General features: G+C 61.1%; 23 protein-coding genes. 10 read left to right on the plus strand and 13 right to left on the minus strand.

The window, feature by feature from the left end; genetic code table 11:
* Positions 1-59: 59 nt before the first annotated feature.
* From boxA to DFR37_RS11395, 4 genes are all read right to left on the minus strand, one after another.
* Entirely contained in the window at positions 60-1,340 is a 1,281-nt protein-coding gene (boxA, locus tag DFR37_RS11380) for a benzoyl-CoA 2,3-epoxidase subunit BoxA (protein ID WP_113933352.1), read from the minus strand.
* 125 nt (positions 1,341-1,465) lie between these two features.
* Entirely contained in the window at positions 1,466-2,893 is a 1,428-nt protein-coding gene (gene boxB, locus DFR37_RS11385; protein WP_113933353.1) for a benzoyl-CoA 2,3-epoxidase subunit BoxB, read from the minus strand.
* Positions 2,894-2,937: 44 nt separating this feature from the next.
* Entirely contained in the window at positions 2,938-4,596 is a 1,659-nt protein-coding gene (boxC, locus tag DFR37_RS11390) for a 2,3-epoxybenzoyl-CoA dihydrolase (protein WP_113933354.1), read from the minus strand.
* Between the two features lie 197 nt (positions 4,597-4,793).
* Positions 4,794-5,657, minus strand: a complete 864-nt coding sequence (locus DFR37_RS11395; RefSeq protein ID WP_244960366.1) for a helix-turn-helix transcriptional regulator — start codon at positions 5,655-5,657, stop codon at positions 4,794-4,796.
* 304 nt (positions 5,658-5,961) lie between these two features.
* On the opposite strand from DFR37_RS11395, the gene DFR37_RS11400 reads away from it, so the two are divergent.
* From DFR37_RS11400 to DFR37_RS11440, 9 genes are all read left to right on the plus strand, one after another.
* A complete protein-coding gene (locus DFR37_RS11400) occupies positions 5,962-6,447 on the plus strand; it encodes a DUF4863 family protein (protein ID WP_113933356.1) in 486 nt (161 codons plus the stop codon).
* A gap of 102 nt (positions 6,448-6,549) precedes the next feature.
* Complete coding sequence (locus DFR37_RS11405; protein WP_113933357.1) at positions 6,550-8,094, plus strand: 3,4-dehydroadipyl-CoA semialdehyde dehydrogenase; 1,545 nt, start codon at positions 6,550-6,552, stop codon at positions 8,092-8,094.
* Between the two features lie 41 nt (positions 8,095-8,135).
* Complete coding sequence (locus DFR37_RS11410; protein WP_113933358.1) at positions 8,136-9,695, plus strand: benzoate-CoA ligase family protein; 1,560 nt, start codon at positions 8,136-8,138, stop codon at positions 9,693-9,695.
* 4 nt (positions 9,696-9,699) lie between these two features.
* Positions 9,700-10,506 carry an alpha/beta fold hydrolase gene (locus DFR37_RS11415; protein ID WP_113933359.1) on the plus strand — a complete coding sequence of 269 codons (807 nt, stop codon included), beginning with the start codon at positions 9,700-9,702 and terminating at the stop codon, positions 10,504-10,506.
* A gap of 73 nt (positions 10,507-10,579) precedes the next feature.
* Entirely contained in the window at positions 10,580-11,737 is a 1,158-nt protein-coding gene (locus DFR37_RS11420) for an ABC transporter substrate-binding protein (protein WP_113933360.1), read from the plus strand.
* 21 nt (positions 11,738-11,758) lie between these two features.
* Positions 11,759-12,640 carry a branched-chain amino acid ABC transporter permease gene (locus DFR37_RS11425; protein ID WP_113933361.1) on the plus strand — a complete coding sequence of 294 codons (882 nt, stop codon included), beginning with the start codon at positions 11,759-11,761 and terminating at the stop codon, positions 12,638-12,640.
* Positions 12,641-12,643: 3 nt separating this feature from the next.
* The gene (locus DFR37_RS11430) at positions 12,644-13,648 is read left to right on the plus strand and encodes a branched-chain amino acid ABC transporter permease (RefSeq protein ID WP_113933362.1); all 1,005 of its coding nucleotides are present in this window, start codon (positions 12,644-12,646) and stop codon (positions 13,646-13,648) included.
* Between the two features lie 9 nt (positions 13,649-13,657).
* Entirely contained in the window at positions 13,658-14,404 is a 747-nt protein-coding gene (locus DFR37_RS11435) for an ABC transporter ATP-binding protein (RefSeq protein WP_113933363.1), read from the plus strand.
* Entirely contained in the window at positions 14,401-15,111 is a 711-nt protein-coding gene (locus DFR37_RS11440) for an ABC transporter ATP-binding protein (RefSeq protein WP_113933364.1), read from the plus strand. Before DFR37_RS11435 ends, DFR37_RS11440 begins: the two co-directional genes overlap by 4 nt.
* A 228-nt stretch (positions 15,112-15,339) precedes the next feature.
* Here DFR37_RS11440 and DFR37_RS11445 read toward each other — a convergent pair whose 3' ends face one another.
* The 9 genes from DFR37_RS11445 to tkt form a co-directional block, all read right to left on the minus strand.
* Positions 15,340-16,374: an L-threonylcarbamoyladenylate synthase gene (locus DFR37_RS11445; protein WP_113933365.1), complete on the minus strand. Its 1,035-nt coding sequence runs from the start codon at positions 16,372-16,374 to the stop codon at positions 15,340-15,342.
* 3 nt (positions 16,375-16,377) lie between these two features.
* Positions 16,378-17,556 carry a 5-(carboxyamino)imidazole ribonucleotide synthase gene (locus DFR37_RS11450; protein WP_113933366.1) on the minus strand — a complete coding sequence of 393 codons (1,179 nt, stop codon included), beginning with the start codon at positions 17,554-17,556 and terminating at the stop codon, positions 16,378-16,380.
* A 61-nt stretch (positions 17,557-17,617) separates the two neighbouring features.
* A complete protein-coding gene (purE, locus tag DFR37_RS11455; protein ID WP_170139890.1) occupies positions 17,618-18,142 on the minus strand; it encodes a 5-(carboxyamino)imidazole ribonucleotide mutase in 525 nt (174 codons plus the stop codon).
* A gap of 8 nt (positions 18,143-18,150) precedes the next feature.
* A complete protein-coding gene (locus DFR37_RS11460) occupies positions 18,151-19,029 on the minus strand; it encodes a phosphoribosylaminoimidazolesuccinocarboxamide synthase (protein ID WP_113933367.1) in 879 nt (292 codons plus the stop codon).
* Positions 19,030-20,094: a class II fructose-bisphosphate aldolase gene (fba, locus tag DFR37_RS11465; protein WP_113933368.1), complete on the minus strand. Its 1,065-nt coding sequence runs from the start codon at positions 20,092-20,094 to the stop codon at positions 19,030-19,032. It abuts the gene before it with no gap.
* Between the two features lie 77 nt (positions 20,095-20,171).
* Complete coding sequence (mog, locus tag DFR37_RS11470; protein ID WP_113933369.1) at positions 20,172-20,804, minus strand: molybdopterin adenylyltransferase; 633 nt, start codon at positions 20,802-20,804, stop codon at positions 20,172-20,174.
* A gap of 85 nt (positions 20,805-20,889) precedes the next feature.
* Positions 20,890-22,089, minus strand: coding sequence for a phosphoglycerate kinase (locus DFR37_RS11475; protein ID WP_113933370.1), 1,200 nt, complete (start codon positions 22,087-22,089; stop codon positions 20,890-20,892).
* A gap of 234 nt (positions 22,090-22,323) precedes the next feature.
* Complete coding sequence (gene gap, locus DFR37_RS11485) at positions 22,324-23,337, minus strand: type I glyceraldehyde-3-phosphate dehydrogenase (protein WP_113933372.1); 1,014 nt, start codon at positions 23,335-23,337, stop codon at positions 22,324-22,326.
* Positions 23,338-23,352: 15 nt separating this feature from the next.
* Positions 23,353-25,398 carry a transketolase gene (tkt, locus tag DFR37_RS11490; protein ID WP_113933373.1) on the minus strand — a complete coding sequence of 682 codons (2,046 nt, stop codon included), beginning with the start codon at positions 25,396-25,398 and terminating at the stop codon, positions 23,353-23,355.
* A 172-nt stretch (positions 25,399-25,570) separates the two neighbouring features.
* Between tkt and DFR37_RS11495 the strand changes: the two genes are divergently transcribed.
* The gene (locus DFR37_RS11495; RefSeq protein WP_113933483.1) at positions 25,571-26,308 is read left to right on the plus strand and encodes a 16S rRNA (uracil(1498)-N(3))-methyltransferase; all 738 of its coding nucleotides are present in this window, start codon (positions 25,571-25,573) and stop codon (positions 26,306-26,308) included.
* The last annotated feature ends 43 nt before the right edge of the window (positions 26,309-26,351 follow it).

A 26,351-nucleotide genomic window follows, 5' to 3' on the forward strand; every position in this document is an offset into this window, starting at 1 on the left:
CAAGCCTTAAAGTGTAGCCGAATTGCCAGGCCTGTAGGAACTACTACATTAGCGCGTCGTCAATAGGTCTCGAAGTGCAGCCGGCCCTGGGATTTAAGCTGGGCATGGACTTCGGGCCACTTCTTACCGCTGCCTTCAACCACGTCGCGCAGCGCTTCGATGACGCCTACTTCCATGCCTTTCAGGCCGCAGACATAAATATAGGTCTCGGTTTCGTCAAGCAGCTTCAGGATGTCGGCGGCGCGATCGCGCAGAACGTCCTGCACATAGCGCTTGGGCTGATCGGGCTGGCGCGACAGCGCCAGGTTGATGTCGATGAAGTCCTTGGGCAGGTTCATAAGAGGCCCGAAATACGGCAGTTCGCGCTGGGTGCGGGCGCCGAAAAACAGCATGAGCTTGCCGTTGTATTCGCGGTTCTTGGTCAGGCGGCGGCAGCGTTCGGTCATGGCCCGCATGGGTGCGGAGCCCGTGCCGGTGCAGATCATGATGATATTGGCATGCGCCAGGTTGGGCATGAGGAAAGTGTTGCCGTAGGGCCCGATGACCTTGACCGTGTCGTTCTTTTGAAGATCGCACAGGTAGTTGGAGCATACGCCGTTGACCGGATTGTTGTCGTAGTCGGCGGTAACGCGCTTGACCGTTATGGACAAGTTATTGTATTTGGGCCGTTCGCCGTCGCGCGGGCTGGCGATGGAATACTGGCGTGCATGATAGGCACGGCCTTTGGCGTCGGTTCCGGGCGGGAAGATGGCAATGGACTGCCCTTCCAGCACAGGAAACGGCAAGGTGCCGAAGTCCAGCACAATATGATGAATATCGCTTTCGGTATCGTCGTCGGTAACCCGGTAGTTGCCCACCACCGTGGCCGTGGCCACATTCTTGTGGGTGTACATATTGACGTAAGGATGAACCGCCGACCAAGGCGGAATGCTTGCGCCCGCGTCGGTCGAGGGCACGCCTTCCAGGCTGTCGACGTCGCTTTGGTCCGCTGCAAGCGGGGTGCGCCCTGTCTCGGGCGCGGACTCAGCCGCGTCGTCCTGGTGCAGCAGTTCGGCCGGCAATTCTTTTTCTTCGGGCAGAACATCCCAGCTGAACTGGTCGTCCTTGGAATAGGCTTCGCTGGTCAGCACCTGGATCCAGTTGTCGATGGCGCCCGTCGGACAGGGCGGCACGCATTTCATGCACATATTGCAGATGCTGGGATCCACAACATAGTTGTTTTCGTCGTGCGTAATGGCGTCGATCGGGCAAGCCTCTTCGCACGTATTGCAGCGAATGCAGATCTCGGGATCGATCAGGTGTTGTTTCATTACTGGTGTTGCTATCGCTGTTTCAGTCATTTCAAGGCCTCCTTGCTGCCCGAATCCTCATCGCAAGCGCGCCTAAGCGCAAACGGGCGGCTATGGCGCCGCCCAGTTCGCATCCCGCCGCAAGGCGGGGATAATTACAGCGCTATGTAATTATCTTAGTTAAAGCGAATATATTCAAAGTCTACCGGCTGGCGGTTGATGCCAATGACCGGAGGCGCGATCCAGTTGGCGAACTTGCCTGGCTCGACCACACGGCCCATGAGCGACGCAACGAATGCGCGATCTTCGGCCGAAGGCAGCCATTCATGTTCGTGGGCCTTCCATTGGTCTTCGGTCAGCACATGGCCTTCGGGCGAAACCTTGATACCCGCCAGTGTACCGATCTGGCGGTTGAACGCCTTGTGCGGCACCTGTAGGCGGAAGGCAATGCCGCGTTTTTCCAGAACCTTGTTCCAGCGCGCAACCCCACCCACCGAGTCGCGGATGAAGTCATCGCGCAGCACTTCGTTCAAGGCATTGAGCATGGGCACTTCGATTTCGCGCAATTGGCCGTTGTTGACTTCCAGCACGCGGTACGTTTCGTTCTTGAGCTGGTGATCGTCCGTGCGCTTGCCTTCTTCGTAGCGGCCTTTCAGGCCCGAGCTGTAGAAGATGGCGGCGTTGGACGACTGGTCGGCGCCGAACAGGTCGATCGTGACGCTGTAATGGAAGTTCAGGTAACGCTGGATGGTAGGCAGATCGATCACGCCGGCGGCACGCAGGACGGCCGGGTCTTCGGTCTTGAGCTCGTTCATGGCGTCGGCGGTACGCTGCACCACACGCGATACGCCCGACTCGCCCACGAACATGTGGTGCGCTTCTTCGGTAAGCATGAACTTGGTCGTGCGGGCCAATGGGTCGAAGCCCGACTCCGACAGCGCGCTAAGCTGGAACTTGCCGTCGCGGTCGGTGAAGTAGGTGAACATATAGAAGGCCAGCCAGTCCGGGGTCTTCTCGTTGAAGGCGCCCAGAATGCGAGGGCTGTCTTCGCTGCCCGAGTTGCGCTGCAACAGTGCATCGGCTTCTTCGCGGCCGTCGCGGCCGAAATAGCGGTGCAACAGGTAAACCATGGCCCACAGGTGGCGGCCTTCTTCGACGTTGACCTGGAACAAGTTGCGCAAGTCGTACATCGATGGGGCCGTCAGGCCCAGGTGGCGCTGCTGCTCGACCGATGCGGGCTCGGTGTCGCCCTGGGTCACGATGATGCGGCGCAGGTTGGCGCGGTGCTCGCCCGGCGCTTCTTGCCAGACATCCTTGCCAATGTTTTCGCCGAAGTGCATTTTGCGCTCGCCATCCTGCGGGGTCAGGAAAATGCCCCAGCGGTAGTCGGGCATTTTGACGTGGCCGAAGTTGGCCCAGCCGTCAGGCTGCACGCTGATGGCCGTGCGCAAATACACGTCCATGTTCTGCGAGCCTTCCGGGCCCATGTCCTGCCACCATTGCAGGTAGTTGGGCTGCCAGTGCTCCAGGGCGCGCTGCAAGGCGCGGTCGCCCGACAAGTTGACGTTGTTGGGGATTTTTTCTGAATAATTGATACCGGACATCTCGATGACTCCTTAGGTAAATTCTGGGTGTTTAAACAAACGACTTAAACGCGATTCATATCGAAATCGGCCTTTTCGCCCTTGCCGTACAACTTAAGAGCCCCTTTCTCGCCCGATGCGTTGGGACGATAGAAGATCCAGTTCTGCCATGCCGTGAGGCGGCCGAAAATGCGGGTTTCCATGGATTCTTTAGGACCGAAGCGCAGATTGGCTTCAAGGCCGGTAAGCGCATCGGGAGAAAGCGCGGAACGCTCTTCCAGCACCATGCGCACCTCGTCGTCCCAATCCAGGCTGTCGATTGCAAATGTAATCAACCCAACGGATTCCGCTTCATTGGCGTCCAGCATCTTGCCGGCTGCGGCGCGCACAGCTTCGATGGCGGGCACTTCTTCGTAGAACCGGCGTTGAATGCGGGTTTGGCCGTTGACCAGAGGGTAGGCGCCAAAGTTGAGTTCGTTGCTTGCAATTTGCGCGGGCTGATCGGCGTCGGGGTCGTCCAGCATGAAAGTACGGTCGCAAGCCAAGGCCACTTCAAGCAGCGTTCCGACAAAGCAGGAGCCGGGTTCGACCAAGGCGAACAAGGAGCGCGAGGTCACGTCCAGGCGCGCCAGCGTACGGCGCAACATGCCCGTGGTTTCGCGGACAAACCAGTTGTCGCCGAATTTTTGCAGGCTGGCGTCCGCCGCCAATACTTTGGCCGCATCGCCCTGGGTCTTGAATACCCATGTGCCGATATCGAGTTCGTTGGTGCGCATTTCAAGAATGGCATCATCGAGTTCGCGCGCCATTTGCAGCGGCCACCAGGCGTCGCCCTGGGCCAGGATGGCGTCGACGCTGTCGGGGGTGTCGGTTTCGGGAGCGCGAATTGTCCAGTTTGCCAGGCGGCGTTCACGGTCGATCTGGACTTCGACATATTTATAGCCGATGCTGTTTTCGCCATCGACGCGCTTGATAGGCGTCAATGCAACACCCTTCGCGCCGGTGGGGCGCGTGCTGCCCTCGCCCAGTTCGATCGCGCGCTTCTTGATGCTTTCGGCAAACTGCGCCGGCTTGACCAGGTCGTCGACCAGGCGCCAGTCTTTGGCGCGCTGGCCGCGCACGCCTTCAACCAGGGTGCAGAAAATGTCGGCGTGGTCGTGGCGCACTTTGCGCTTGTCGGTAACGCGGGTCAGGCCGCCGGTGCCCGGCAATACGCCCAGCAGCGGCACTTCGGGCAGCGACACCGCCGACGAGCGATCGTCGATCAACAGAATTTCGTCGCAAGCCAGGGCCAGCTCGTAGCCGCCGCCAGCGCAGGCGCCGTTCAGCGCAGCGACGAACTTCAGGCCGCTGTAGCGGCTGGAATCTTCAATGCCGTTGCGGGTTTCGTTTGTGAACTTGCAGAAGTTGACCTTCCAGGAATGGCTGGACAAGCCCAGCATGAAAATATTGGCGCCCGAACAGAAAATACGGTCTTTCATGCTGGTTACGACAACGGTGCGAACTTCAGGATGCTCGAAGCGTATGCGCTGAAGTGCATCGTGCAGTTCGATGTCGACGCCCAGGTCGTACGAGTTCAGCTTGAGCTTGTAGCCGGGCCGCAAACCGCCGTCCTCGGAGACATCCATGGCAAGCGTGGCGACAGCGCCATCAAAAGACAGGGCCCAATGCTTGTACTGGCTGGGATCGGTACGGAAGTCGACGCGAGTGGCGGGTTGATTCATGAGGATGGTCTCCAAAATTTTCTTTAACCTGAACGATAGTGCATCAAACAGAAGATGATGCATAATAATGCATCGAAAATACGCCGTCAACTACAAAATGCATTTTGATGCATTTTTTTTGACTACAGCGCGAGCCCCGCAGGCACTTCAGTCAACTTGCGCCCTTTGCGCCTTGAGACAACATTTTTTTATAGTGATTATCCGTAGCTTAATTCCGCAGCTTGCCGGATGTGCGCGCTTAATTCGTCGACGCATTCGGCCAGACTGCGCTCGCTGGTGGAGCAAACATAATCGGCCTTGGAGTAAAACGCCTCGCGACTGGCAAGAATGCGCTTGAGGTCGGCCATGGCCTCGTTGTTGCCGGCCATGGGCCGGAAGTCTCCTTGCGCCATAACGCGCGCCATATGGTCTTCGGGGGTGGCCCTGACCCACACGGTATAACAATGCGCCAGCATGACATTCATGGTGGCAGGTTCGGAAACAAGGCCGCCGGGCGTAGCCAGCACCATTTCGGGATAAAGCTGCAGGGCCTCTTCTAGGGCCCGCCGCTCGTAGCGGCGATAGGCTGTCGGGCCGTACAGGCTGTGGATTTCAAGAATGCCGCAACCGGCCACGCGTTCGATCTCGCTGCTCAGTTCCACAAAAGGATAACCGATCTCGGCCGCCAATAGCCGGCCCAGCGAAGATTTACCGGCGCCGCGCAAGCCGATAAGGGCAATCTGCCGCAGCTTATTGCGGCCGCCATTGGCCGCGGCGTTGCCGACAAACAGGTTGGACAAGGTTTCACGCGCCGCCTGCAGTTCTTTTTCGGTTCGATTTTGCAGCAGTTCGCGGATGAGCAGCCATTCGGGGCTGGAGGTCGTGATGTCGCCCACCAATTCGGCAAGCACGCAATTGAACGCCTGGGCGATTTGCAGCAGCACCAGGATGGACACATTGCCGATGCCGCGTTCGAGATTGGCCAGATGACGCTCGGAGACACTGGCGGCGCGGGCAAGCTCCTTGCGCGTCATGCCGCGCCGGGCGCGCAGGCGCCGCACGTTTTCGCCCAGCGAAATCAGGTAGGGATCGCGGTCTGCACCGGCGCCCGCCGCGACGGCGGCAGTTGAATCGAGTGTCTTGTTTTCCACTAAAGAAAACCCCAAAATTCAATGAGCATGCATTATAATGCTTGACAGTACGAAAGAAAAGAACTAATTTTCAGGTTCATTCAGCAGGCAATCGTTAACAATTATTTCCGGCGCCCACAGGCCCGGCCATGGTTGAAAAGCCGCTGAACATCCATTCCCCATGGCACCGCCCAGGCACATCATAGCTGTAGTCTGGCAGCGCGGACCGGATGGAAAACAGAATACAGGGCCACACATGACTATCGAGACATTTCAACATCTTATCCAGACTGTCACCCAGTACATAGGGGATCGCAAGCTCGACAAAGACTTGCAGGCGTCCCTGAATCAACAATTTCCGTTCGAAGGCCCCGTCTACCAACAAATCTTCGACGCCTGCAGGCAAGGCGTGCGCGAAGGCTGGATGTGCCAATACGAAGGCGGCGGCGTCCGCTACGGGCGGGTCGTCAAGCCGTCCGGCGAACTGGGCGGGTTTTCTGTCGACGTCGTACAGATGAACAACCTGGCAGGCCCCCACCACCGCCATCCCAACGGCGAAATCGACCTCATCATGCCGCTGGACAAAGATGCCTGTTTTGACGGCCATCCGGGCGGCTGGCTGGTCTACGGACCCGACACGGCCCACAGCCCCACGGTAACCGGAGGCGAGGCGCTGGTTCTTTACCTGCTTCCCCAAGGACAAATCGAATTCACGCGGCAAGCGGCGAAGTCCCAGCCTTAACGCCCAACCCCGCGGCACAACGACAGCACCTTATGCGGCAACGCCGCCGGCCATTTCCGCCACGCGGCTCGGGACGCTGGCGCACTACCTAAAGCAGAGATCATGATCAAACTTGCAAACTACACCCAAGGCCAATGGCAAGAAGGCACCGGCCCGGGCACCACCCTTTACGATCCAGTCCTGGGCACCGCCCTGGCCAGCGTCGATGCCGGGGGCCTGGACATGGCGGCCTGCTACGACTGGGCGCGTACACAAGGCGGTACCGCGCTGCGTGCTCTCAGCTACGCCGAACGCGCCGCGCTGCTCAAGCAGATCGGCCAGGTGCTGCAAGACAACCGCGACAAGTATTACGACATCTCGCTGCAAAACTCGGGCACCGTACAAAACGATACCGCGGTGGATGTCGACGGCGCCATCTACACTCTTTCCTACTACGCCAAGCTGGGCGGCAAACTGCCCGCGCATGTGCACCTGGAAGGCGAATCGCAAGGCCTGGCGCGCGACAACGCGTTCGCAAGCCAGCACATCGAGGTGCCGGCCCGCGGCGTGGCCCTGCTGATCAACGCTTTCAACTTCCCTTCGTGGGGCCTCTGGGAAAAGGCCGCGCCGGCCCTGTTATCGGGCGTGCCCATCGTCGTCAAGCCAGCCAGCGCCACCGCTTGGCTGACGCACGAAATGGTCAAGGACGTCATCGAAGCCAACATACTTCCTGCAGGCGCCCTGAGCATTGTTTGCGGGCGCCCCGAAGGCTTGCTCGATGCACTGAACGCGCTGGACATGGTGTCGTTCACGGGGTCGGCCGATACCGCCGCCTCGCTGCGCGGCCACCGCCGCATTCAGCATGACGGCGTGCGCTTCAATGCGGAGACCGACAGCGTCAACAGCGCTCTCCTGGGGCCCGATGACAGCGACGCCGCCGCCGACCTCCTGGTGCGCGAAGTGGTACGCGAACTAACGATAAAGTCGGGCCAGAAATGCACGGCCATACGCCGCATCTTTGTGCCTGAATCGCGCTACGAAGCCATTGCCGGCGCCATTGCGGCCAAGCTCAAGACCATTACCGTGGGCGACCCGCGCAAACCCGAGGTTCGCATGGGCAGCCTGGTCAGCCGCCAGCAGCACGAAGCCATCCTCGCCGGCATCGCCCAGCTGTCGCACCACTGCGAAATTCTGTTCAACGGCAGCACCGAGATCACCATACAGGCCGAAGCGGGCAGCGCCTGCGTCGCGCCCATGCTGTTCGGCGCCAAAGATCCCGACACCAATCCGCTGGTTCATCAGGTCGAGGTATTCGGCCCAGTCGCAACGCTTATGCCTTATCGCGACACCGAGCACGCCTTCGAGCTTGTCCGCCGCGGCATGGGCTCGCTGGTCGCATCGGTTTATAGCGAAGACCCGCAGTTCATGGCGCAGGCCGCCATCCGCCTGGCGGAAAGCCACGGCCGCGTTCACCTGGTCAATACGGAAGTCGCCAAGGTACAGACCGGACACGGCAACGCCATGCCCCAGTCCAACCACGGCGGCCCGGGGCGCGCCGGCGGCGGCGAAGAACTGGGCGGCCTGCGTGCCCTCAAGTTCTACCATCGCACCGCGGCCATTCAGGCCTCACCCGACATCCTGAACCGCCTTATCCAGAACGCAGAATAAAAACGCGAACGCTGCGAACCGCTCATCCTTGGAGACACCCCATGCAAACTTGCCCCGCAAAACTCAACTATGCGGCTTACCTGACCCAGGCCAATGCCGCACGCGGATCAAAGCTGGCTTACATCGACGACCATCGCGCGCTGACCTATGCGCAGTTGGCCCAGCGTGTAGCCCAGTTCGCCGGACTGCTGCACAAGCTGGGGGTGCGCCGCGAAGAGCGCGTGCTGCTGCTGATGCACGACACCATAGACTGGCCTGTCGTGTTTCTGGGCGCCCTGCATGCCGGTGTCGTTCCCGTCGCCATCAACACACTGCTTACGCCTGACGATTACGCCTACATCATGGAGCACAGCCGCTGCCAGGCGGCCTTCATCTCCGCCCCGCTGCTGACCAATCTGCAAAGCGCCATGGCCATCGCTCCGGACAACGAAATCAGGCACATTGTCATTTCGGAACCGGGCGAGTCCCTGCCGCAGGGCATGCTGGACTTCGAAACTGAACTGACGCAAGCCGCGCCGGTGCCGGCCGTCGCCACACTGGCCGACGAAATCGCCTTCTGGCTGTACTCTTCCGGCTCGACCGGACAGCCCAAGGGCGTGGTTCACAGCCACGGCAACCTCTGGTATACGGCCGAGCTCTACGGCAAGCCCGTCCTGGGCGTACGCGAAGAGGACATCGTCTTTTCAGCCGCCAAGCTGTTTTTCGCCTACGGCCTGGGCAATGGCCTGACCTTTCCGCTGTCGGTGGGCGCCACCACGGTGCTGATGGGCGAGCGCCCGACGCCGGCCGCGGTATTCAAGCGCCTGGTCGAACACAAGCCCACGGTATATTGCGGCGTTCCCACCTTGTACGCCAGCATGCTGGCTTCGCCCGACCTGCCCGCCAAAGACCAAGTGGCGATGCGGGTCTGCGCCTCGGCGGGCGAAGCCCTGCCCAAAGACCTGGGCGATCGCTTCACGAATCATTTCGGCTGCGAAATCCTGGATGGCATCGGTTCGACCGAAATGCTGCACATCTTCATCTCTAACCAGGCGGGCAGCGTGCACTATGGCACCACCGGCAAGCCTGTACCCGGCTATGAAGTGGAGCTGCGCGACGAACATGGCGTGGCAGTACCCACCGGCACCATCGGCGACCTGTACATAAAAGGCCCCAGCGCCGCGCTGATGTACTGGAACAACCGTACCAAGACTCGCGATACCTTCCTGGGTTCTTGGCTGAAAAGCGGCGACAAATACGAATGCGACGCCGAAGGCTACTACACCTACGCCGGACGCAGCGACGACATGATCAAGGTAAGCGGCCAATATGTTTCGCCGGTAGAGGTCGAGAACATCCTGATCCAGCACGAAGCCGTACTGGAGGCCGCCGTGATCGGCGTAGCCGACGCCGACGGTCTCATCAAGACCACCGCCTATGTCGTATTGCGCACTGGCAATATGCCCGACATCGGCATCCAGACCGAACTGCAAGCCTACGTCAAATCGCAGTTGGCGCCGTTCAAGTATCCGCGCACCATACACTTTATCGACGAACTGCCTAAAACCGCCACCGGCAAGATCCAGCGTTTTCGCCTGCGGCAGCTGAAACAGCAAAGCTAAGACCATGGCGCAACCGCAAACCATCACCACTCGCCTGGTTCCTGTCCGGGTACAAGAGCGGGCGCTGGACATCGAATGCCAGTTCATTTCGCCTGAAAAAACAGACGCTGACCTGCTGATCTTTCTGCACGAAGGACTGGGTTCCGTCAGCTTATGGAAAGACTGGCCGGCGCAGGTTTGTGCCGCCGCCGGTTGCCGCGGCCTGGTGTTTTCGCGCTACGGCTACGGAGCCAGCACGCCCAGGCCCTACGACGAAAAATGGCCGGTAAGCTATATGCATACGCAGGCACAGGAGGCCTTGCCCGCGCTGCTCAAGGCTTTGGGCATGGAACACGAAAAGCCCATATTGTTCGGGCACAGCGACGGCGGCTCGATTGCCTTGCTGTATGCGGCCATGTATCCCGACAACGTCAAGGCCATTGCCGTTGCCGCACCGCACATCTTTATTGAAGACCTGACCATTGCCAGCATCGAAGGCGCGCGCCAGGCCTATCTGACGACAGATTTGCCGCAAAAATTCAAGCGCTATCACCAGGACCCCGATGCCACTTTCTGGGCCTGGAACGATATCTGGCTGAACCCGCAATTCCGGGCCTGGAATATCGAGTCGTTCGTTGCCAAGATTCGCTGCCCCATACTGGCGATTCAAGGCCGCGACGACGAATACGGCACACTGGATCAAATCCAAGGGATTAAACGGATTGCCACGCAAACCAAGCTCTGTATCATTGACGACTGCCGCCATTCGCCGCACAAAGATCAACCGCAAGCTACAACCAACGCGGTAACCGATTTTATCAAAAGCTTATAAAATCTAAGCAACTTCGCGTTCACGCGTTACTTTCAGCACCAGCAGTTCATTCCAGAAAACCAAGGAGAGACAGATGAAACATGTATTTACTCGCACCGCGCTCGCTACTGCGCTTGTTCTGGCGGCCGGCACAGCCGCGGCCACGGTGAAAGTCGGCTTCATGCTGCCCTATAGCGGCACTTATGCGGCACTGGGCGAAGCCATCGAAAATGGCTTCAAGCTGTATGTCAAGGAACAAGGCGGCAAGCTGGCCGGCCAGGATCTCGAATACTTCAAGGTCGACGACGAATCCAATCCTTCCAAAGGTCCGGACAACGCCAACCGCCTGATCAAGCGCGACCAAGTCGACATTCTGGTCGGCACCGTGCACTCGGGCGTTGCCATGGCCCTGGCCAAGGCAGCCAAAGATTCCGACACCACGCTCATCATCCCGAACGCCGGCGCCGATGCCATTACCGGCCCGCTGTGCAGCAAGAATATTTTCCGCAGCTCGTTCTCGAACTGGCAGCCGGGCTTCGCCATGGGCGGAGTCGCCGCCAAGAAAGGCTACAAGACAGCGGTTACCATTTCCTGGAACTACGCCGCAGGCAAAGAGTCCACCGACGGCTTCAAAGAGTCTTTTGAAAAGAACGGCGGCAAGGTCATCAAGCACCTGACCCTGCCCTTCCCGAACGTTGAATTCCAGCCGCTGCTGACCGAAATCGCAGCCCTCAAGCCCGACACCGTCTATACCTTCTTTGCCGGCGGCGGCGCGGTCAAGTTCGTGCAAGACTACTACGCATCGGGCCTGCGCAAGACCGTGCCCTTGCTGGGCAGCGGCTTCCTGACCGACGGTACGCTGGAAGCGCAGGGCGAATCGGCCCAAGGCCTGCTCACCACGCTGCATTACGCCGACGGCCTGAACACCAAGCGCGACAATGATTTCCGCGCCCACTATGCCGAAAGCTATCCCAAGATGCCGCCAGACGTCTACGCCGTTCAAGGCTACGACGCGGCGCAAATCCTGGCTGCAGGCCTCAATGCCGTCAAGGGCGACGTCAGCAAGAAGGACGCCATGCGCGCTGCCATGGGCGGCGCCACCATCGACAGCCCGCGCGGCACGTTCAAGCTGTCCAAGGCCGGCAATCCCATTCAGGATTTCTACCTGCGTGAAGTCAAGGGCAACCAGAACGTTTCCATCGGCATCGCCGTCAAAGACCTGGCCGACCCCGCCCGCGGCTGCAAGCTGTAAACCGCTACTGAAGGACGCATTGTGGACCCGATCATTTTCCTGATCCAGTGCCTTAACGCCGTGCAATACGGGTTGCTGTTATTCCTGGTTGCCAGCGGGTTGACGCTCATTTTCGGCATCATGGGCATTATCAATCTGGCACATGGCAGTTTTTACATGATCGGGGCCTATATGGCCTTCGCTCTGCAACCTCTGGTCGCCCAGTATCTGGGCGGGGGGTTTGTCGTAACGGTCCTGGCCTGCATCGTCCTGGCGACGGTGCTGGGCTATTTCCTTGAATGGGTTTTCTACAGTTTTCTCTATACCCGCGAACACCTGCAGCAGGTGCTCATGACCTACGGGCTTATCCTGGTGTTCGAAGAACTGCGCAGCATCATCATCGGCAACGACGTGCACGGCGTCGCCGCGCCCGCCTGGCTGGCCGGTTCCATTCCGCTTAGCGACGTCATGACCTATCCGGTCTATCGCCTGTTCATCTCGGCTGTGTGCCTGTTGGTGGCCGGGCTGTTGTATTGGGTGCTAAGCCGCACCCGCCTGGGCATGATGATACGCGCCGGTGCCAGCAACCGCGAAATGATCAGTTCGCTGGGCATCGACATCAACCGCCTGTTCCGCATCGTGTTCGCCATCGGCGTCGCCCTGGCCGCCTTGGCCGGCGCCATTGCCGCCCCGGTTTCATCGGTCTATCCCGGCATGGGCAATGCCGTGCTCATTATCTGTTTTGTCGTCGTGGTGATCGGCGGCATCGGCTCCATCAAGGGCGCATTCCTGGCCTCGATGCTGGTCGGCTTCGTCGACACGTTCGGGCAAATATTCTTTCCCGCCGCGGCGGGGGTGATGGTCTACGTGCTCATGGCCGTCATACTACTATTCAAGCCCGAAGGGCTCTTCAAGCAAGGCTAACGTATGCGATTCTCTCTACGCGCTGCACTTCTGCTGGCGCTGGTGTGCCTGGTCGCGCTGATACCCATGGCCGCCAGCGACTACTACATCAGCCTGGTCATCAAGATGATGATCTATTCGCTCTTCGCCCTTAGCCTGCAATTGCTGGTGGGCGGCACCGGCCTGGTCAGCCTGGGGCATGCGGCGTTCTTCGGCATTGCCGCCTACACGGTCACGCTGATCTCGCCCGAGTCGGGCGCAGGCAATTTCTTCTTCCTGCTGCCCGCCGCCATCGTCGCGGCCATGATCTACGCCGCCGTCACCGGCGCGCTGTGCCTGCGCACCAAGGGCATCTACTTCATCATGGTCACGCTGGCCTTTGCCCAGATGGCGTACTACGTCTTTCACGACACCAAGCTGGGCGGCGGCACCGACGGCATCTATATGTACTTCCGCCCCGAATGGCGCGTGGGCGATACCGTCCTGCTCAATATCGACACGCCCTACGCCTTTTATTTGTTCACGCTGGCCCTTCTGCTGTTGACCTGGGGCTTCCTGGCCCTGCTCATGCGTTCGCGGTTCGGCGCCGCGCTCACCGGCATACGCGTCAACGAACAGCGCATGCGCGCCGCGGGCTATTCCACCTTCCGCTACAAGCTGGCGGCCTACATCATCGCAGGCGGGCTGGGCGGCATCGCGGGCGTGCTGTATGCGGTCAAGGACGGCTACGTCAATCCCGAACTGCTGGCCTGGGAACAATCGGGCCTGGTGCTGCTGATGGTCATCCTGGGCGGCACCGGCCCGCTGTGGGGCGCCATCATCGGCGCCATTGCGCTGACGCTGCTGCAAGAAGCCTTTCAGTCCCAGGCTTTGCTGGGCGACATCGCCACGCACTGGCATTTAACCTTCGGCCTGGCCATTATTGCGCTGGTCGCCATATTGCCCAAGGGGCTGACCGGCATTCCCGATCAATGGCGCGCACGCCGCAGCAAACCGACGGCGTCTTCAACGGCCACGGCCGGGCACTAGGCGGCAACCATGAGTCAAATACTTTTATCCGCGAAAAACATCACCCGCCGCTTCGGCGGCCTGACCGCCATCGACGATGTCTCCATCGACCTGCCCCTGGGCGCGGTGCATGCGGTCATCGGCACCAATGGCGCCGGCAAGTCCACGCTGGTCAGCATTTTGTCGGGCGAGCTTGCGCCCAACGAAGGCACCATCTTCATGAAACAGGCCAATATCACGGCCTGGCCCCAGCCCCGGCGCGCCCGCGCAGGCCTTGGGCGCAGCTATCAGCGCACCACCATTTTCCCCAGCCTGACCGTGCACGAAAACTGCCGCCTGGCGGCCCAGGCCAATCACCAGAAGTTCTGGAGCTGGACTGCCTCGACACACTGCAAGTTCAGCAACGAAGCGGCCGACCGCGCCTTGTCGCTGGCCGGGCTGGAAGCGCATAGCGGCCGCATTGCCGGCCTGCTTTCGCACGGCGGCAAGCGCCAGCTGGAAATTGCCATGGGCCTGGCCACCCACCCCACCGTGCTGCTGCTGGACGAGCCGCTGGCCGGCATGGGGCCCGAAGAGACCGAACGCATGCTGGCCCTGCTGGCTTCGCTCAAGTCCGACCTGGCCATCTTGCTGGTCGAGCACGACATGGATGCCGTTTTCAAGATTTCAGACATCATTACCGTGATGGTTAACGGCGCCGTCATCGCACACGGCAGCCCCGACATCATCCGCAACGATCCCCAAGTCCAAATAGCCTATCTCGGAGAAGACGAATGAGCGCTTTGATACAGGCTCAAGGGCTGCATACGTACTACGGCGAAAGCCACATCCTGCACGGGGTCGACCTGCACATCAATGCGGGCGAGTCCATTGGCCTGCTGGGCCGCAACGGCATGGGCAAAAGCACACTGATCCGCACGGTACTGGGCCATGTGACGGCCACCCGCGGCAGCATCACGGTGCGCGGCAAGAACTGCTCGCGCGCCCAGCCGCATCAAGTGGCCAAGCTGGGCGTGGCGTACGTGCCTGAAGGGCGCGGCATATTTCCGAACCTTGATGTGCGTGAAAACCTGCTGGTGGCGGCCAGGCCCGGCTTCGGCGGGCGCCAGGACTGGACCTATGAACGCGTGCTCCAGACCTTTCCGCGCCTGACCGAGCGGCTCTCGCACGGCGGGCAACAGCTCTCGGGCGGCGAGCAGCAAATGCTGGCCATCGGCCGCGCGCTCATGACCAACCCCGACGTCCTGATCCTGGACGAAGCCACCGAAGGGCTGGCCCCGCTTATCATTGCCGAAATCTGGCGCATCATTGGCGCCATCCGCAGCACGGGCGTATCTACCCTGATCGTCGACCGCAACTACCGCAAGGTCCTGGCCAACACGGACCGCTGTGTCGTCCTGGAAAAAGGCCGGGTGGTCGAAGAAAAGGACAGCGCCACGCTCTCGCAGCAAACGGATTTGCTTACTCGCTATCTGGGCGTGTAGAGAGGAAAGGCCCCCACGCTGCGACGCTAGGCGTCTTGCTGTCCACCTCGCGGCTTGCAAGCCGCTCCGATTCGACAGGCATAGGGCAGTCCGCAGGGACTGCCCTATGTCCGGTCTCATCCCCCGAGGGGGCGCCTTTCGCCTTGGGGCGGCCCGGCGGCGAAAGATGGCCCCCACACTTCACCGCTGCGCGGTTTGGTGCCCCCCCGAGGGGGTGTTTTTTCACGCTCAAAGAAAAGCGGCGGCGGCGCGGCCAATGCGGTCGTTCACCGCCAGCCAAGCTGCGCCCTGCGGCGGTTGCTCAAGCAAAATGCAGTTGTAGCCGCCCCGATCCAGCCGGCGCAACAAGGCGTAAAGTTCACTGGCATAGACCTTGGGGTCGCTGGCTGCCGCTACCCAATCCACGCCCTCCACCACAGGCAAACCGGCCACATTGAAAAGCACGGCGGCAACGCGTTGCCCAGCCCTGGCGGCCTGTTCGGCCTGTCCAAGCAGTTGCTCGCGCGCCAACAACAGTAATGGAGTACGCGGCGCATAATGCGCTTTCAACGAGCCCGATACTCGCGGCGCGGCGGCATCGGCACCCGCAATTTCCATGCCCAGCACCTGGGCAAGCTGAACCGCTGATACATGTCCGGGCCGCAACAGCACGGGCCCGACGCCCTGTTCCAGGCGCGATAGATCCAGAATCGTCGATTCGATGCCCACCTCGGACTGCCCACCCTCCAGTACCTGCAACTCGTCGCCGAGCAGCTCGGGAAACTCGGCGCGCACATGTTCGGCCCGAGTCGGCGACACCTGGCCGAACTTATTGGCCGAAGGGGCCGCGACCCCACCCTGCCCGTTGGGCTTGCGGCGGGCAAACTCGCGCAGCAGCGCTTGCGCCACCGGATGCGAAGGGCAACGCAGGCCTATGCTGTCCTGGCCGCCACTGACCGCGCTTGGAATATGCGCGGCACGCGGCAATATCAAAGTAAGCGGGCCCGGCCAAAAAGCATCGATAAGCAGGCGGGCCTGCGGCGGGACCGAGCGCACCCAGTAGCCGATATCGGCTTGCGGCGCCAAATGCACAATGACCGGATGATTCGATGGACGGCCCTTGGCCGCATAAATACGCTCGATCGCTTGCGGGTTCTCGGCATCGCCGCCCAGGCCATAGACGGTTTCAGTGGGAAACGCGACCAGGCCGCCGGCAATAAGGCGGCCCGCAGCCCGCTCTATTTCCGCCGCGCTGGCTGCATCGTCTTGTAGGGAGTTTCCCATGCCTTAAAACCGGATGCCCAGAATATGCGCAACGCGAGCCGCGGCTTCGCGGGCTTGGTCGAGCGTGCCGCCCAGTACATTGACATGGCCCATTTTGCGGCCCCGCCGCGCTTCGGCCTTGCCGTATAAATGCAGCTTGGCATTGGGGACCGCCAGCAAGGCCGCCCAGTCGGGCTCGCGTTGCATGCCAGCCTCATCGAACCAGACATCGCCAAGAATGTTCAGCATGACGCAGGAACACAGATTGGCCGTACTGCCCAACGGCAGCCCCGCCATGGCCCGCGCCTGTTGTTCGAACTGGCTGCTGACGCAGGCGTTCAGGGTGTAATGGCCGCTATTGTGAGGGCGCGGCGCGATCTCGTTGACGACCAGGCTGCCGTCTTGCAACACGAAGAACTCAACGCACAAGACGCCGCAGTAGCCCAGGCCTTGGGCGATTTTCATCGCGGCCTCGAAAGCCTGCTCATACAGCGCCTGTTGCGTTTCGACAGTTTGCTGCGGCACCGTGGAAACGGCCAGAATACCGTCCCTGTGCTCGTTGAGGGCAGGTGCATACGCCACGCACGAACCGTCAAGCCCGCGCGCCATGACAACGGAAATTTCGAAATCCAGCGGCATCAGGGCTTCGAGCACACAGTCCGTATTCTTGAACTCGGCAAAGGCCTGTGCCGCTTCCTCGCGCGTGGCCACCCTGGCTTGCCCCTTGCCGTCGTAACCCATGCGAGCGACTTTAAGAATGCCTGGGAACAAGGTATTGGGTACGGCGGCCAAGTCGGCTGCGCTGCACACAGGCGCATGCGGCGCCACCGGCACGCCCAAGCCCTGGATGAAGGCTTTTTCGCTAAGGCGATCCTGCACAATGGCAACGGCCTCCGCCGCCGGACAAACACGGCTGTTCAGCGCCAGCCTTTCAAGGCTGGCCGCCGGCACATTCTCGAACTCTGTCGTAACAGCCTGGCACAAGGCGGACAGGCGGTCAAGCGCACCTACGTCATCGTAGCCGGCCTGAATATGCAAGTCGGCGGCCACTCCGGCCGGGCACGGTGCCGCGGGATCGAGCACGGCCACTTTGTACCCCAGACTTTGCGCCGCATGGCAAAACATACGCCCCAACTGCCCGCCGCCGACGATGCCCAGCCAATTGCCCGGCACAATCGAAAAAGAGCTGGCAAGTCTATTCATAACTAATCCGGAAAACATTCAGTAAAGAGAACAAGCGGGCAGCACGCCCCACCGACCAACGTCAAAGCGGGACGCGAGGAGGCACTTCCATGGCGCGCGCTGCCTCGGTTTGCCGGGCGCGAAAGGCTTCGAGCTTGCCGCGCAAAGCCGCGTCGGTTGTGGCCAGGCACGCAATGACGTGCAAGGCGGCGTTGGCCGCGCCGGCCTCGCCGATGGCGAAGGTGGCAACCGGCACGCCCTTGGGCATCTGCACAATGGAAAGCAGGGAGTCTTCGCCGCGCAGATACTTGGAGGGCACGGGCACGCCGAAGACCGGAACCGGCGTAAGCGCCGCCATCATGCCCGGCAGATGCGCCGCGCCGCCTGCGCCCGCAATAATGGCCCGCAGGCCGCGCCCGGCAGCCGCCGCGCCGTAATCGGCCATGTCCTGCGGCATGCGATGCGCGGAAATAACGCGCAGCTCGTGCGCCACGCCGAAGTCTTCGAGCATGGCGGCTGCATTCTTCATGATGTCCCAGTCGCTGGACGAACCCATGATGATTCCTACCATGGGAGACGCTGCGGCTTGTGTGTCTGTGGCTGCCATGCTGCCTCCTACGCGGTCAAGCGTGTCAGGGCTTCGCGGTACTTTGCCGCGGTTTTCTCCAGCACGTCGGCCGGCAGGCGGGGCGCGGGAGGTGTCTTGGCCCAGTCCTGGGTTTCGAGCCAGTCGCGCACGAATTGCTTGTCGAACGATGGGGGGCTGATGCCTTCGGCGTAGCCGGAGGCGGGCCAGAAGCGCGAGGAGTCCGGCGTCAGGACCTCGTCCATAAGATGCAAGCGTCCCTGGTCGTCAAGCCCGAATTCGAACTTGGTGTCGGCAATGATAATGCCCTTGGTCGCCGCAAACGCGGCGGCTTCGGAATATAGCTGTAGCGTAATGCGGCGTATTTCTTCGGCCATGTCCTGGCCCACTTCGGCCACTACATGGGCAAAGTCCACGTTTTCATCATGGGAGCCGAGTTCGGCCTTGGCGGCCGGCGTGAAGATGGGTTCGGGCAGGCGGCTGGCCTGTTTCAGGCCGGCTGGCAGCGCTATGCCGCACACCGAACCTGTGGCCTGGTAGTCTTTCCAGCCAGAACCAATAAGATAGCCGCGCGCCACGGCCTCGACCATGATGGGCTTGAGACGCTTGACTACCACTGCCCTGCCCACCACCTGTTCGCGCTCGTTGGCAGCGACGACATCGCACGGGTCGATGCCCGTGGAGTGGTTGGGCAGCACATGGGCCAGCCTTTTCAGCCAGAACTCGGTAAGTTCCGTAAGCACCTGGCCCTTGCCGGGAATGGGATCGTCCAAAATGACGTCGAAAGCCGAAATACGGTCGGAGGCCACGATAAGCAGTTTGTCGTCGCCCACGGCATACATATCGCGAACCTTGCCTCGACCCAGCAGCGGCAGAGACGTAATGCTTGATTGATGCAAGGCCTGCATTTACTGCACCACCTGGGCCAGCTTGCCTGCGGCATAACGCTGCGCCATTTCGTCCAGGGGAATAGCCTTGATCTTGCTGGCGTTGCCGGCCGTGCCGAACTGCTCGTAGCGCTGCTTGCAGATTTCCTTGGCTGCCAGGCGAGCCGGCTTGAGGTATTCGCGCGGGTCGAACTTGGAGGGGTTTTCGGCCATGAAGCGGCGGATGGCGCCGGTCATTGCCAGGCGGATATCGGTATCGATATTGACCTTGCGCACACCGAACTTGATGGCTTCCTGGATTTCTTCGACAGGTACGCCGTAGGTTTCTTTCATGTCGCCGCCGAACTGGCGGATTTCAGCCAGCAAGTCTTGCGGCACGCTGGAGCTGCCGTGCATGACCAGGTGGGTATTGGGCAAGCGCTGGTGGATTTCCTTGATGCGGGAAATCGACAGGATGTCGCCGGTGGGCTTGCGCGAGAACTTGTATGCGCCGTGGCTGGTGCCGATGGCGATGGCCAGGGCATCAAGCTGAGTCTGGCGCACGAAGTCGGCGGCCTGTTCTGGGTCGGTAAGCAATTGCTCCATAGTGAGCTTGCCGTCGGCGCCATGGCCGTCTTCTTTGTCGCCCTGCATGGTTTCAAGCGAGCCCAGGCAGCCCAGTTCGCCCTCTACCGTAACGCCCACTTTGTGCGCCATTTGCACCACGCGGCGGGTGACATCCAGGTTGTATTCGTACTCGGCAATGGACTTGCCGTCTTCCTTGAGCGAGCCGTCCATCATGACGCTGGAAAAACCCAGGTCGATGGCGCCCTGGCAAATGGCGGGCGACTGGCCGTGGTCTTGGTGCATGACCACGGGCAGGTTTGGATAGGTGTCGACAGCAGCCTGGATAAGCAGCTTCAGAAAGCCTTCACCGGCGTATTTGCGGGCGCCGGCCGAAGCCTGCATGATGACCGGACTATCGGTTTCGGCAGCCGCTTCCATGATGGCCTGAACCTGTTCCAGGTTGTTGACGTTAAAAGCGGGAATACCATAACCATTTTCGGCTGCATGATCGAGCAACTGACGCATGGAAACTAGGGCCATGAAAAGACTCCTGGAATCAATTAATAAGGGATTAGCGCCATTTTACCCGAATGCGCAACGGGGCTTGTGCCGCGCGATCAGACCTTGGGCGCGCGTACCGCCGACTTGGGCCGGAAAGCCTTGACGACTTCCTCGCGGGTTTCAATATATGGGCCGCCGATCAAGTCGATGCAATACGGCACGGCGGCAAAAATGCCCGGGACCAGCGATTTGCCTTCGCTGTCTTTCAGGCCTTCAAGGGTTTCCCGGATGGCCTTGGGCTGGCCCGGCAAGTTGATGATCAGCGCGGCATGCCCGTCGATCTCGCGCAGTACCGCCATTTGCCGCGACAGAATGGCCGTGGGCACGAACTTCAGGCTGATCTGGCGCATCTGCTCGCCAAAACCCGGCATTTCTTTGGTGGCGACCGCTAAAGTCGCCTCCGGGGTGACGTCGCGCCGCGCCGGGCCGGTGCCGCCGGTGGTCAGAACCAGGTCGCAGCCCACGGCGTCGATCAGTTCGACCAAGGCGGCCGAAATGGCCTCGGTTTCGTCTGGGACCAGGCGCGTCGCAAATTGCGGCGGCTGAAGCAGCGCGCCATTCAGCCACTGCTGCAAGCCTGGGATGCCCTGGTCTTCATAAATACCGCTGGAGGCCCGGTCGGAAATCGACACCAGGCCAACGAGCAAATCGTCTGGATGACGGCGGATCAAACGGGACGATTCCATCATGATTGCTAATTCCTAAAGCTAAGACAAAACATACGCTTTGCGTTTGGGATGCTCCGGCCCAAAGGCCGGATTTGCGCCTGCCGGCTTACCCCTGGGCGCGCTGCTGCAAGATATCGACAGCGGGCAAGGTCTTGCCTTCGAGGAATTCCAGGAAGGCGCCGCCGCCGGTCGAGATATAGCCTACTTGGTCGGCAATGCCGTACTTGGCGATGGCTGCCAGGGTGTCGCCGCCGCCGGCAATGGAAAACGCTTCGGACTGCGCAATGGCCTTGGCGATAGTTTCAGTGCCGTGCTCGAAAGCGTCGAACTCGAACACGCCGACCGGGCCATTCCATACTATCGTACCAGCTTGCTTCAGGATATCGGCCAGTACCTGGGCCGTTTGCGGGCCGATGTCCAGAATCATGTCGTCCTGGGCGACCTCGGTGGCGGGCTTGGTCGTTGCGGCGGCATCGGCCCCGAACGACTTGGCGCAAACCACATCGACGGGAATCGGCACGCCGGCGCCGCGCTTTTCCATGATTTCGATTACCGTGGTGGCTTGGGTGGCCTGCTCCGGCTCGGCCAGCGACTTGCCGATGCCCAGCCCCTTGGCCAGCATGAAAGTGTTGGCAATGCCGCCGCCCACCACCAATTGGTCGACCTTGCCGGCCAGCGCCTGCAATATGGAAAGCTTGGACGAGACTTTGGATCCGCCCACAATGGCCACCATGGGCCGCTTGGGTTCTTTCAAGGCTCGGCCCAACGCGTCCAGCTCGGCCTCGAGCAAAGGACCGGCGCAAGCAACCGGCGCAAAGCGGGCGATGCCGTAAGTAGTGGCTTCGGCGCGATGCGCCGTCCCGAAGGCATCATTGACGTACACGTCGCACAGCGCAGCCATCTTGCGCGACAAGGCTTCGTCGTTTTTCTTTTCGCCAACATTGCAACGGCAGTTTTCCAGCAGCACGACCTGGCCGGGTTCAACCGAAAATCCGCCGTCGACCCAATCCTTGACCAGGTTTACCGGCATGCCCAGCAGTTGGCTCAGGCGCGCGGCAACGGGGGCCAGTGTGTCGGCAGGAGCCACAACGCCTTCGGTCGGACGGCCCAGGTGGGACGTGACCATGACGGCCGCTCCCGCGTCCAGCGCCAGGCGTATGGCCGGCACCGAGGCACGCACGCGCGTGTCTTCGGAAATTTGCCCCGCCTCGTTGAACGGCACGTTCAGGTCGGAACGGATGAATACGCGTTTGCCGGCCAGAAGATCCGACTTGGCCAGGGCGCTAAGGGTTTTGACAGTAGACATAAAGATCAAATTGGAATGATGAAAAACAATGGCGGCGGAAAAATATACCGCTACGCGGCTTGCTGCCCCCCGAGGGGGCGCTTTTTGCCTTGGGGCGGCCCGGCGGCAAAACATACCCCCACGCCGCACCGCTACGCGGCTTGCTGCCCCCCGAGGGGGCGCTTTTTGCCTTGGGGCGGCCCGGCGGCAAAACAAGGGCGGGATACCCCGCCCTTGATCTGCACACAACTGAACTTACTTGGCCGATACCAGCGCCACAGTGGTATCGAGCATGCGGTTGGAGAAGCCCCACTCGTTGTCGTACCACGAGCAGACCTTGACCAGATTGCCCGAGACCTTGGTCATGCCGGCATCCACTGTGCTGGACACGGCCGTATGGTTGTAGTCGGACGACACCAGCGGCTCTTCGCTGTAGTCCAGAATACCCTTGAGCGGGCCCTGGGCGGCGGCCTGCTTCAGGATGGCATTGACCTCTTCCACCGAAGTCTCGCGTCCGGCAACGAACGTAAGGTCGACGATGGAAACATTGATGGTCGGAACACGCATGGCGTAGCCGTCGAGCTTGCCATTCAGTTCAGGCAGCACCAGGCCAACAGCCGAAGCCGCACCGGTCTTGGTGGGGATCATGTTTTGCGTGGCCGAGCGCGCGCGGCGCAGGTCGGAGTGATAGACGTCGCTTAGAACCTGGTCGTTCGTGTAGGCGTGGATGGTGGTCATCAAGCCATTGAGCAGACCCAGTTTTTCGTGCAGCGGCTGCACCAGCGGGGCCAGGCAGTTAGTGGTGCACGAAGCATTGGAAATGACCGTGTCGCTGGCCTTGAGCACATTGTGGTTGACGCCGTAAACAATGGTGGCGTCGACATCTTTGCCGCCCGGCGCGGAAATAATGACTTTCTTGGCGCCGCCCTTGAGGTGCGCGCCGGCCTTTTCCTTGGTGGTGAACAAGCCCGTGCATTCCAGCACCACGTCCACGCCCAGCTCGCCCCAGGGCAGGTCGGCGGGGTTGCGGCTGGCCAGGACCCGGATGCGGTCGCCATTGACCACCATGTAGTCGCCGTCGACTTCAACCGTGCCGGGGAACCGGCCATGGGCGGTGTCGTAACGAGTCAGGTGCGCATTGGTCTTGGGGTCGCCAAGGTCGTTGATGGCCACGATTTCAATATCGTGCTTCTTGCCGTCTTCGTAATGAGCGCGCAAGATATTGCGCCCGATACGGCCATAACCGTTGATTGCTACGCGAATTGCCATTGTTACTCTCCTGTTTTACAAAATCTGTTCGACGGCTGCTGCGACTTTCTCGGCAGTCAACCCAAAATGCTTGAATAGGACGCCGGCAGGCGCGGATTCGCCATAGGTGTCGATGCCGACCACGGCGCCGTCCAGGCCAACGTACTTGTACCAGCCGCCAGTCGTGCCCGCCTCGACCGCGACGCGCGGCAGCCCCTTGGGCAGCACGGTATCGCGCCATTGGGAGTCCTGGGCGTCGAAAACATTGGTGCAAGGCATGGAAACCACGCGCACTGCTATACCCTTTTGCGCCAGTTGCTCTTGAGCGGCCAAAGCCAGGCCGACTTCCGAACCGGTGGCGATGATGATGGCCTTGGCGTTGTCGGCGTCGCGCAGCACGTAGCCGCCGCGCTCAATGGCCTGGATGGCGGCTTTGTCGCGCGCCACGAAAGGCAGGTTCTGGCGCGACAGCAGCAAGGCGCTTGGCCCGCCCTCGCGCACCTGCATGCCGATGCTGGCGGGGCGCTGGACGGCCTGCTGCCATGCCACCGCGGTTTCAGTGGTGTCGCAAGGACGCCATACATGCAAATTGGGAATCAGGCGCAAGCTGGCCGCGTGTTCGATGGACTGGTGCGTCGGGCCGTCTTCGCCCAGGCCGATGGAGTCGTGCGTAAACACATGCACCACGCGCTGCTTCATGAGCGAAGCCATGCGGATGGCATTGCGCGAATAATCGGAGAAGGTAAGGAAGGTGCCGCCAAAAGGCAGGTAGCCGCCATGCAGCGCAATGCCGTTCATGACGGCGGCCATGCCGAATTCGCGCACGCCGTAATTGATATGGCGGCCGAATTGCAGGCCCTGCGCGCCGGCGCGTACCGGGGCAACGCCCTTCCAGTCGGTGAAGTTGGAGCCGGTCAGGTCGGCCGACCCGCCCAGGAATTCGGGCAGGAGCTCGGCGAACGCTGTAATGGCAAACTGCGATGCCTTGCGGCTGGCGACGGTTTCGGCCTTTTCGGCTGTGGCTGCAATGAACGCCGCCGCCTGTTCTGCAAACGCCGCGGGCAAGTCGCCCTGCATGCGGCGCGTGAACTCGGCCGCCAGTTCGGGATAGGCCTTGGCATAGCTGCTGAAGCCGGACTGCCACTCGGACTGCCACAACTGGCCCTTGACCTTGCCGTCCCAGCGCTGGTAAATATGCGCGGGGATAACGAAAGGCGCGTCGGACCAGCCCAACGCGGCACGAGTTGCCGCGATCTCGTCGGCGCCCAAAGGAGAACCGTGTACTTTCTCGCTACCGGCGGCGCTGGGCGCGCCCTTGCCGATGATGGTGCGGCAGCAAATCAGCGTAGGGCCGTTGTTTTGCGCCGCCGATGCCTTGGCTTTCTGGATGGCCAGGTCGACCGCGGCCACGCTATGGCCGTCGACATCGCGCAGGACGTTCCAGCCGTAGCTTTCGAAACGGGCCGGGGTATCGTCGGCGAACCAGTTCTCGACCTTGCCGTCGATGGAGATGCCGTTGTCGTCGTAGAAGACAATAAGCTTGGACAGCTTGAGCGTACCGGCCAGCGAGCAGGCTTCGTGCGACACGCCTTCCATGAGGCAGCCGTCGCCCACGAAGGCATAGGTGTAATGGTCGACCACATCGTGGCCTTCGCGGTTGAACTCTTTGGCGAGCAAGGCTTCGGCCAGGGCCATGCCCACAGCATTGCCCAAGCCCTGGCCCAGCGGGCCCGTGGTGGTTTCGACGCCGGCCGTAATGCCTACTTCGGGGTGGCCCGGCGTGCGCGAGTGCAGTTGCCTGAAGTTCTTGAGCTCTTCGATAGGCAGGTCGTAGCCGCTAAGATGCAACAAGGCATAAATGAGCATCGACCCGTGGCCGTTGGACAAAACGAAGCGGTCGCGGTTGGCCCAGGCCGGATCGGAGGGATTGTGGCGCAGATGGCGGGTCCACAGCGCTTCGGCGATGTCCGCCATGCCCATGGGGGCTCCGGGGTGTCCGGAATTGGCTTGTTGAACCGCATCCATGGCTAGTACGCGTATGGCGTTGGCCAGGGATGAATCTTGGACGGGCGATTGGCTCATTGAAAACTCACAAAAGGGGTGCCAACAAACTGGTTATGCCGGCCCCGGCAATAAGGATTACAAAGCTTTCGATTTTACCACTCGCGCCGCCCAAGCCCTGTTACACATTCCCGCCCTGCTGCAAATCAGGCAAAACCCGTACACTACCGTCATCTTACACATTTCTTCCATCATGGCGACACCGCGTTTTTTCAGTTCAGTTCCGCTGGAACCCAACCAGACCATCGAATTGCCGCAAGAGCTGGCGCACCATGCTTTGCGCGTTTTGCGCCTTAAGCCCGACACGGATATTGTGCTGTTCGACGGACGGGGCGGCCAGTATTGCGCCCGGCTTACGGCCGAAGGCAAAAAGGGCTATGCCCAGACTGGGGACCACCAGACGACGGAAGCCGAATTGCCGGGCGAAATCATCCTGGCGCAAGGCCTGCCGTCGGGCGACAAAATGGACTGGGTCATCGAAAAGGCGGTGGAATTGGGCGCCACCCGGATTGTTCCCATTGCGGCGCAACGCAGCGTGCTTCAATTAAGCGGCGAAAGGCTGGTCAAGCGCATGCGCCACTGGGAACGCATTGCGCAGTCCGCCAGCGAACAGTGCGGACGCAACCGCATCATGCATATCGACGAGCCGCGCACGCTGTCCGCTTATCTGGCCGGCACCGAGCTTGCCGCGCAACTGACCTTGCTATGCCATCCGGGCGCCGGGCAAAGCCTTGAAGCCGCCCTGGCCCAACACACGGCCAGCCGCATCGCCCTGCTGGTCGGCCCCGAAGGCGGCTGGTCGGAAGAGGAACAGGCCGCGGCAATACGCCCTCCAATTCAGGCCGTGAGATTCGGCAGCCGTGTGCTGCGTACGGAAACCGCCGGCCTGGCCTTGATGGCCGCCATCGCGGCCCTGAAGGGCTGGCTATAAGGCCCTGGGCTTGCCAGACCCGCAAAAACGCGGCACCAGGCAG

The organism is Eoetvoesiella caeni (genome assembly GCF_003315175.1).
Classification (GTDB): domain Bacteria; phylum Pseudomonadota; class Gammaproteobacteria; order Burkholderiales; family Burkholderiaceae_B; genus Eoetvoesia; species Eoetvoesia caeni.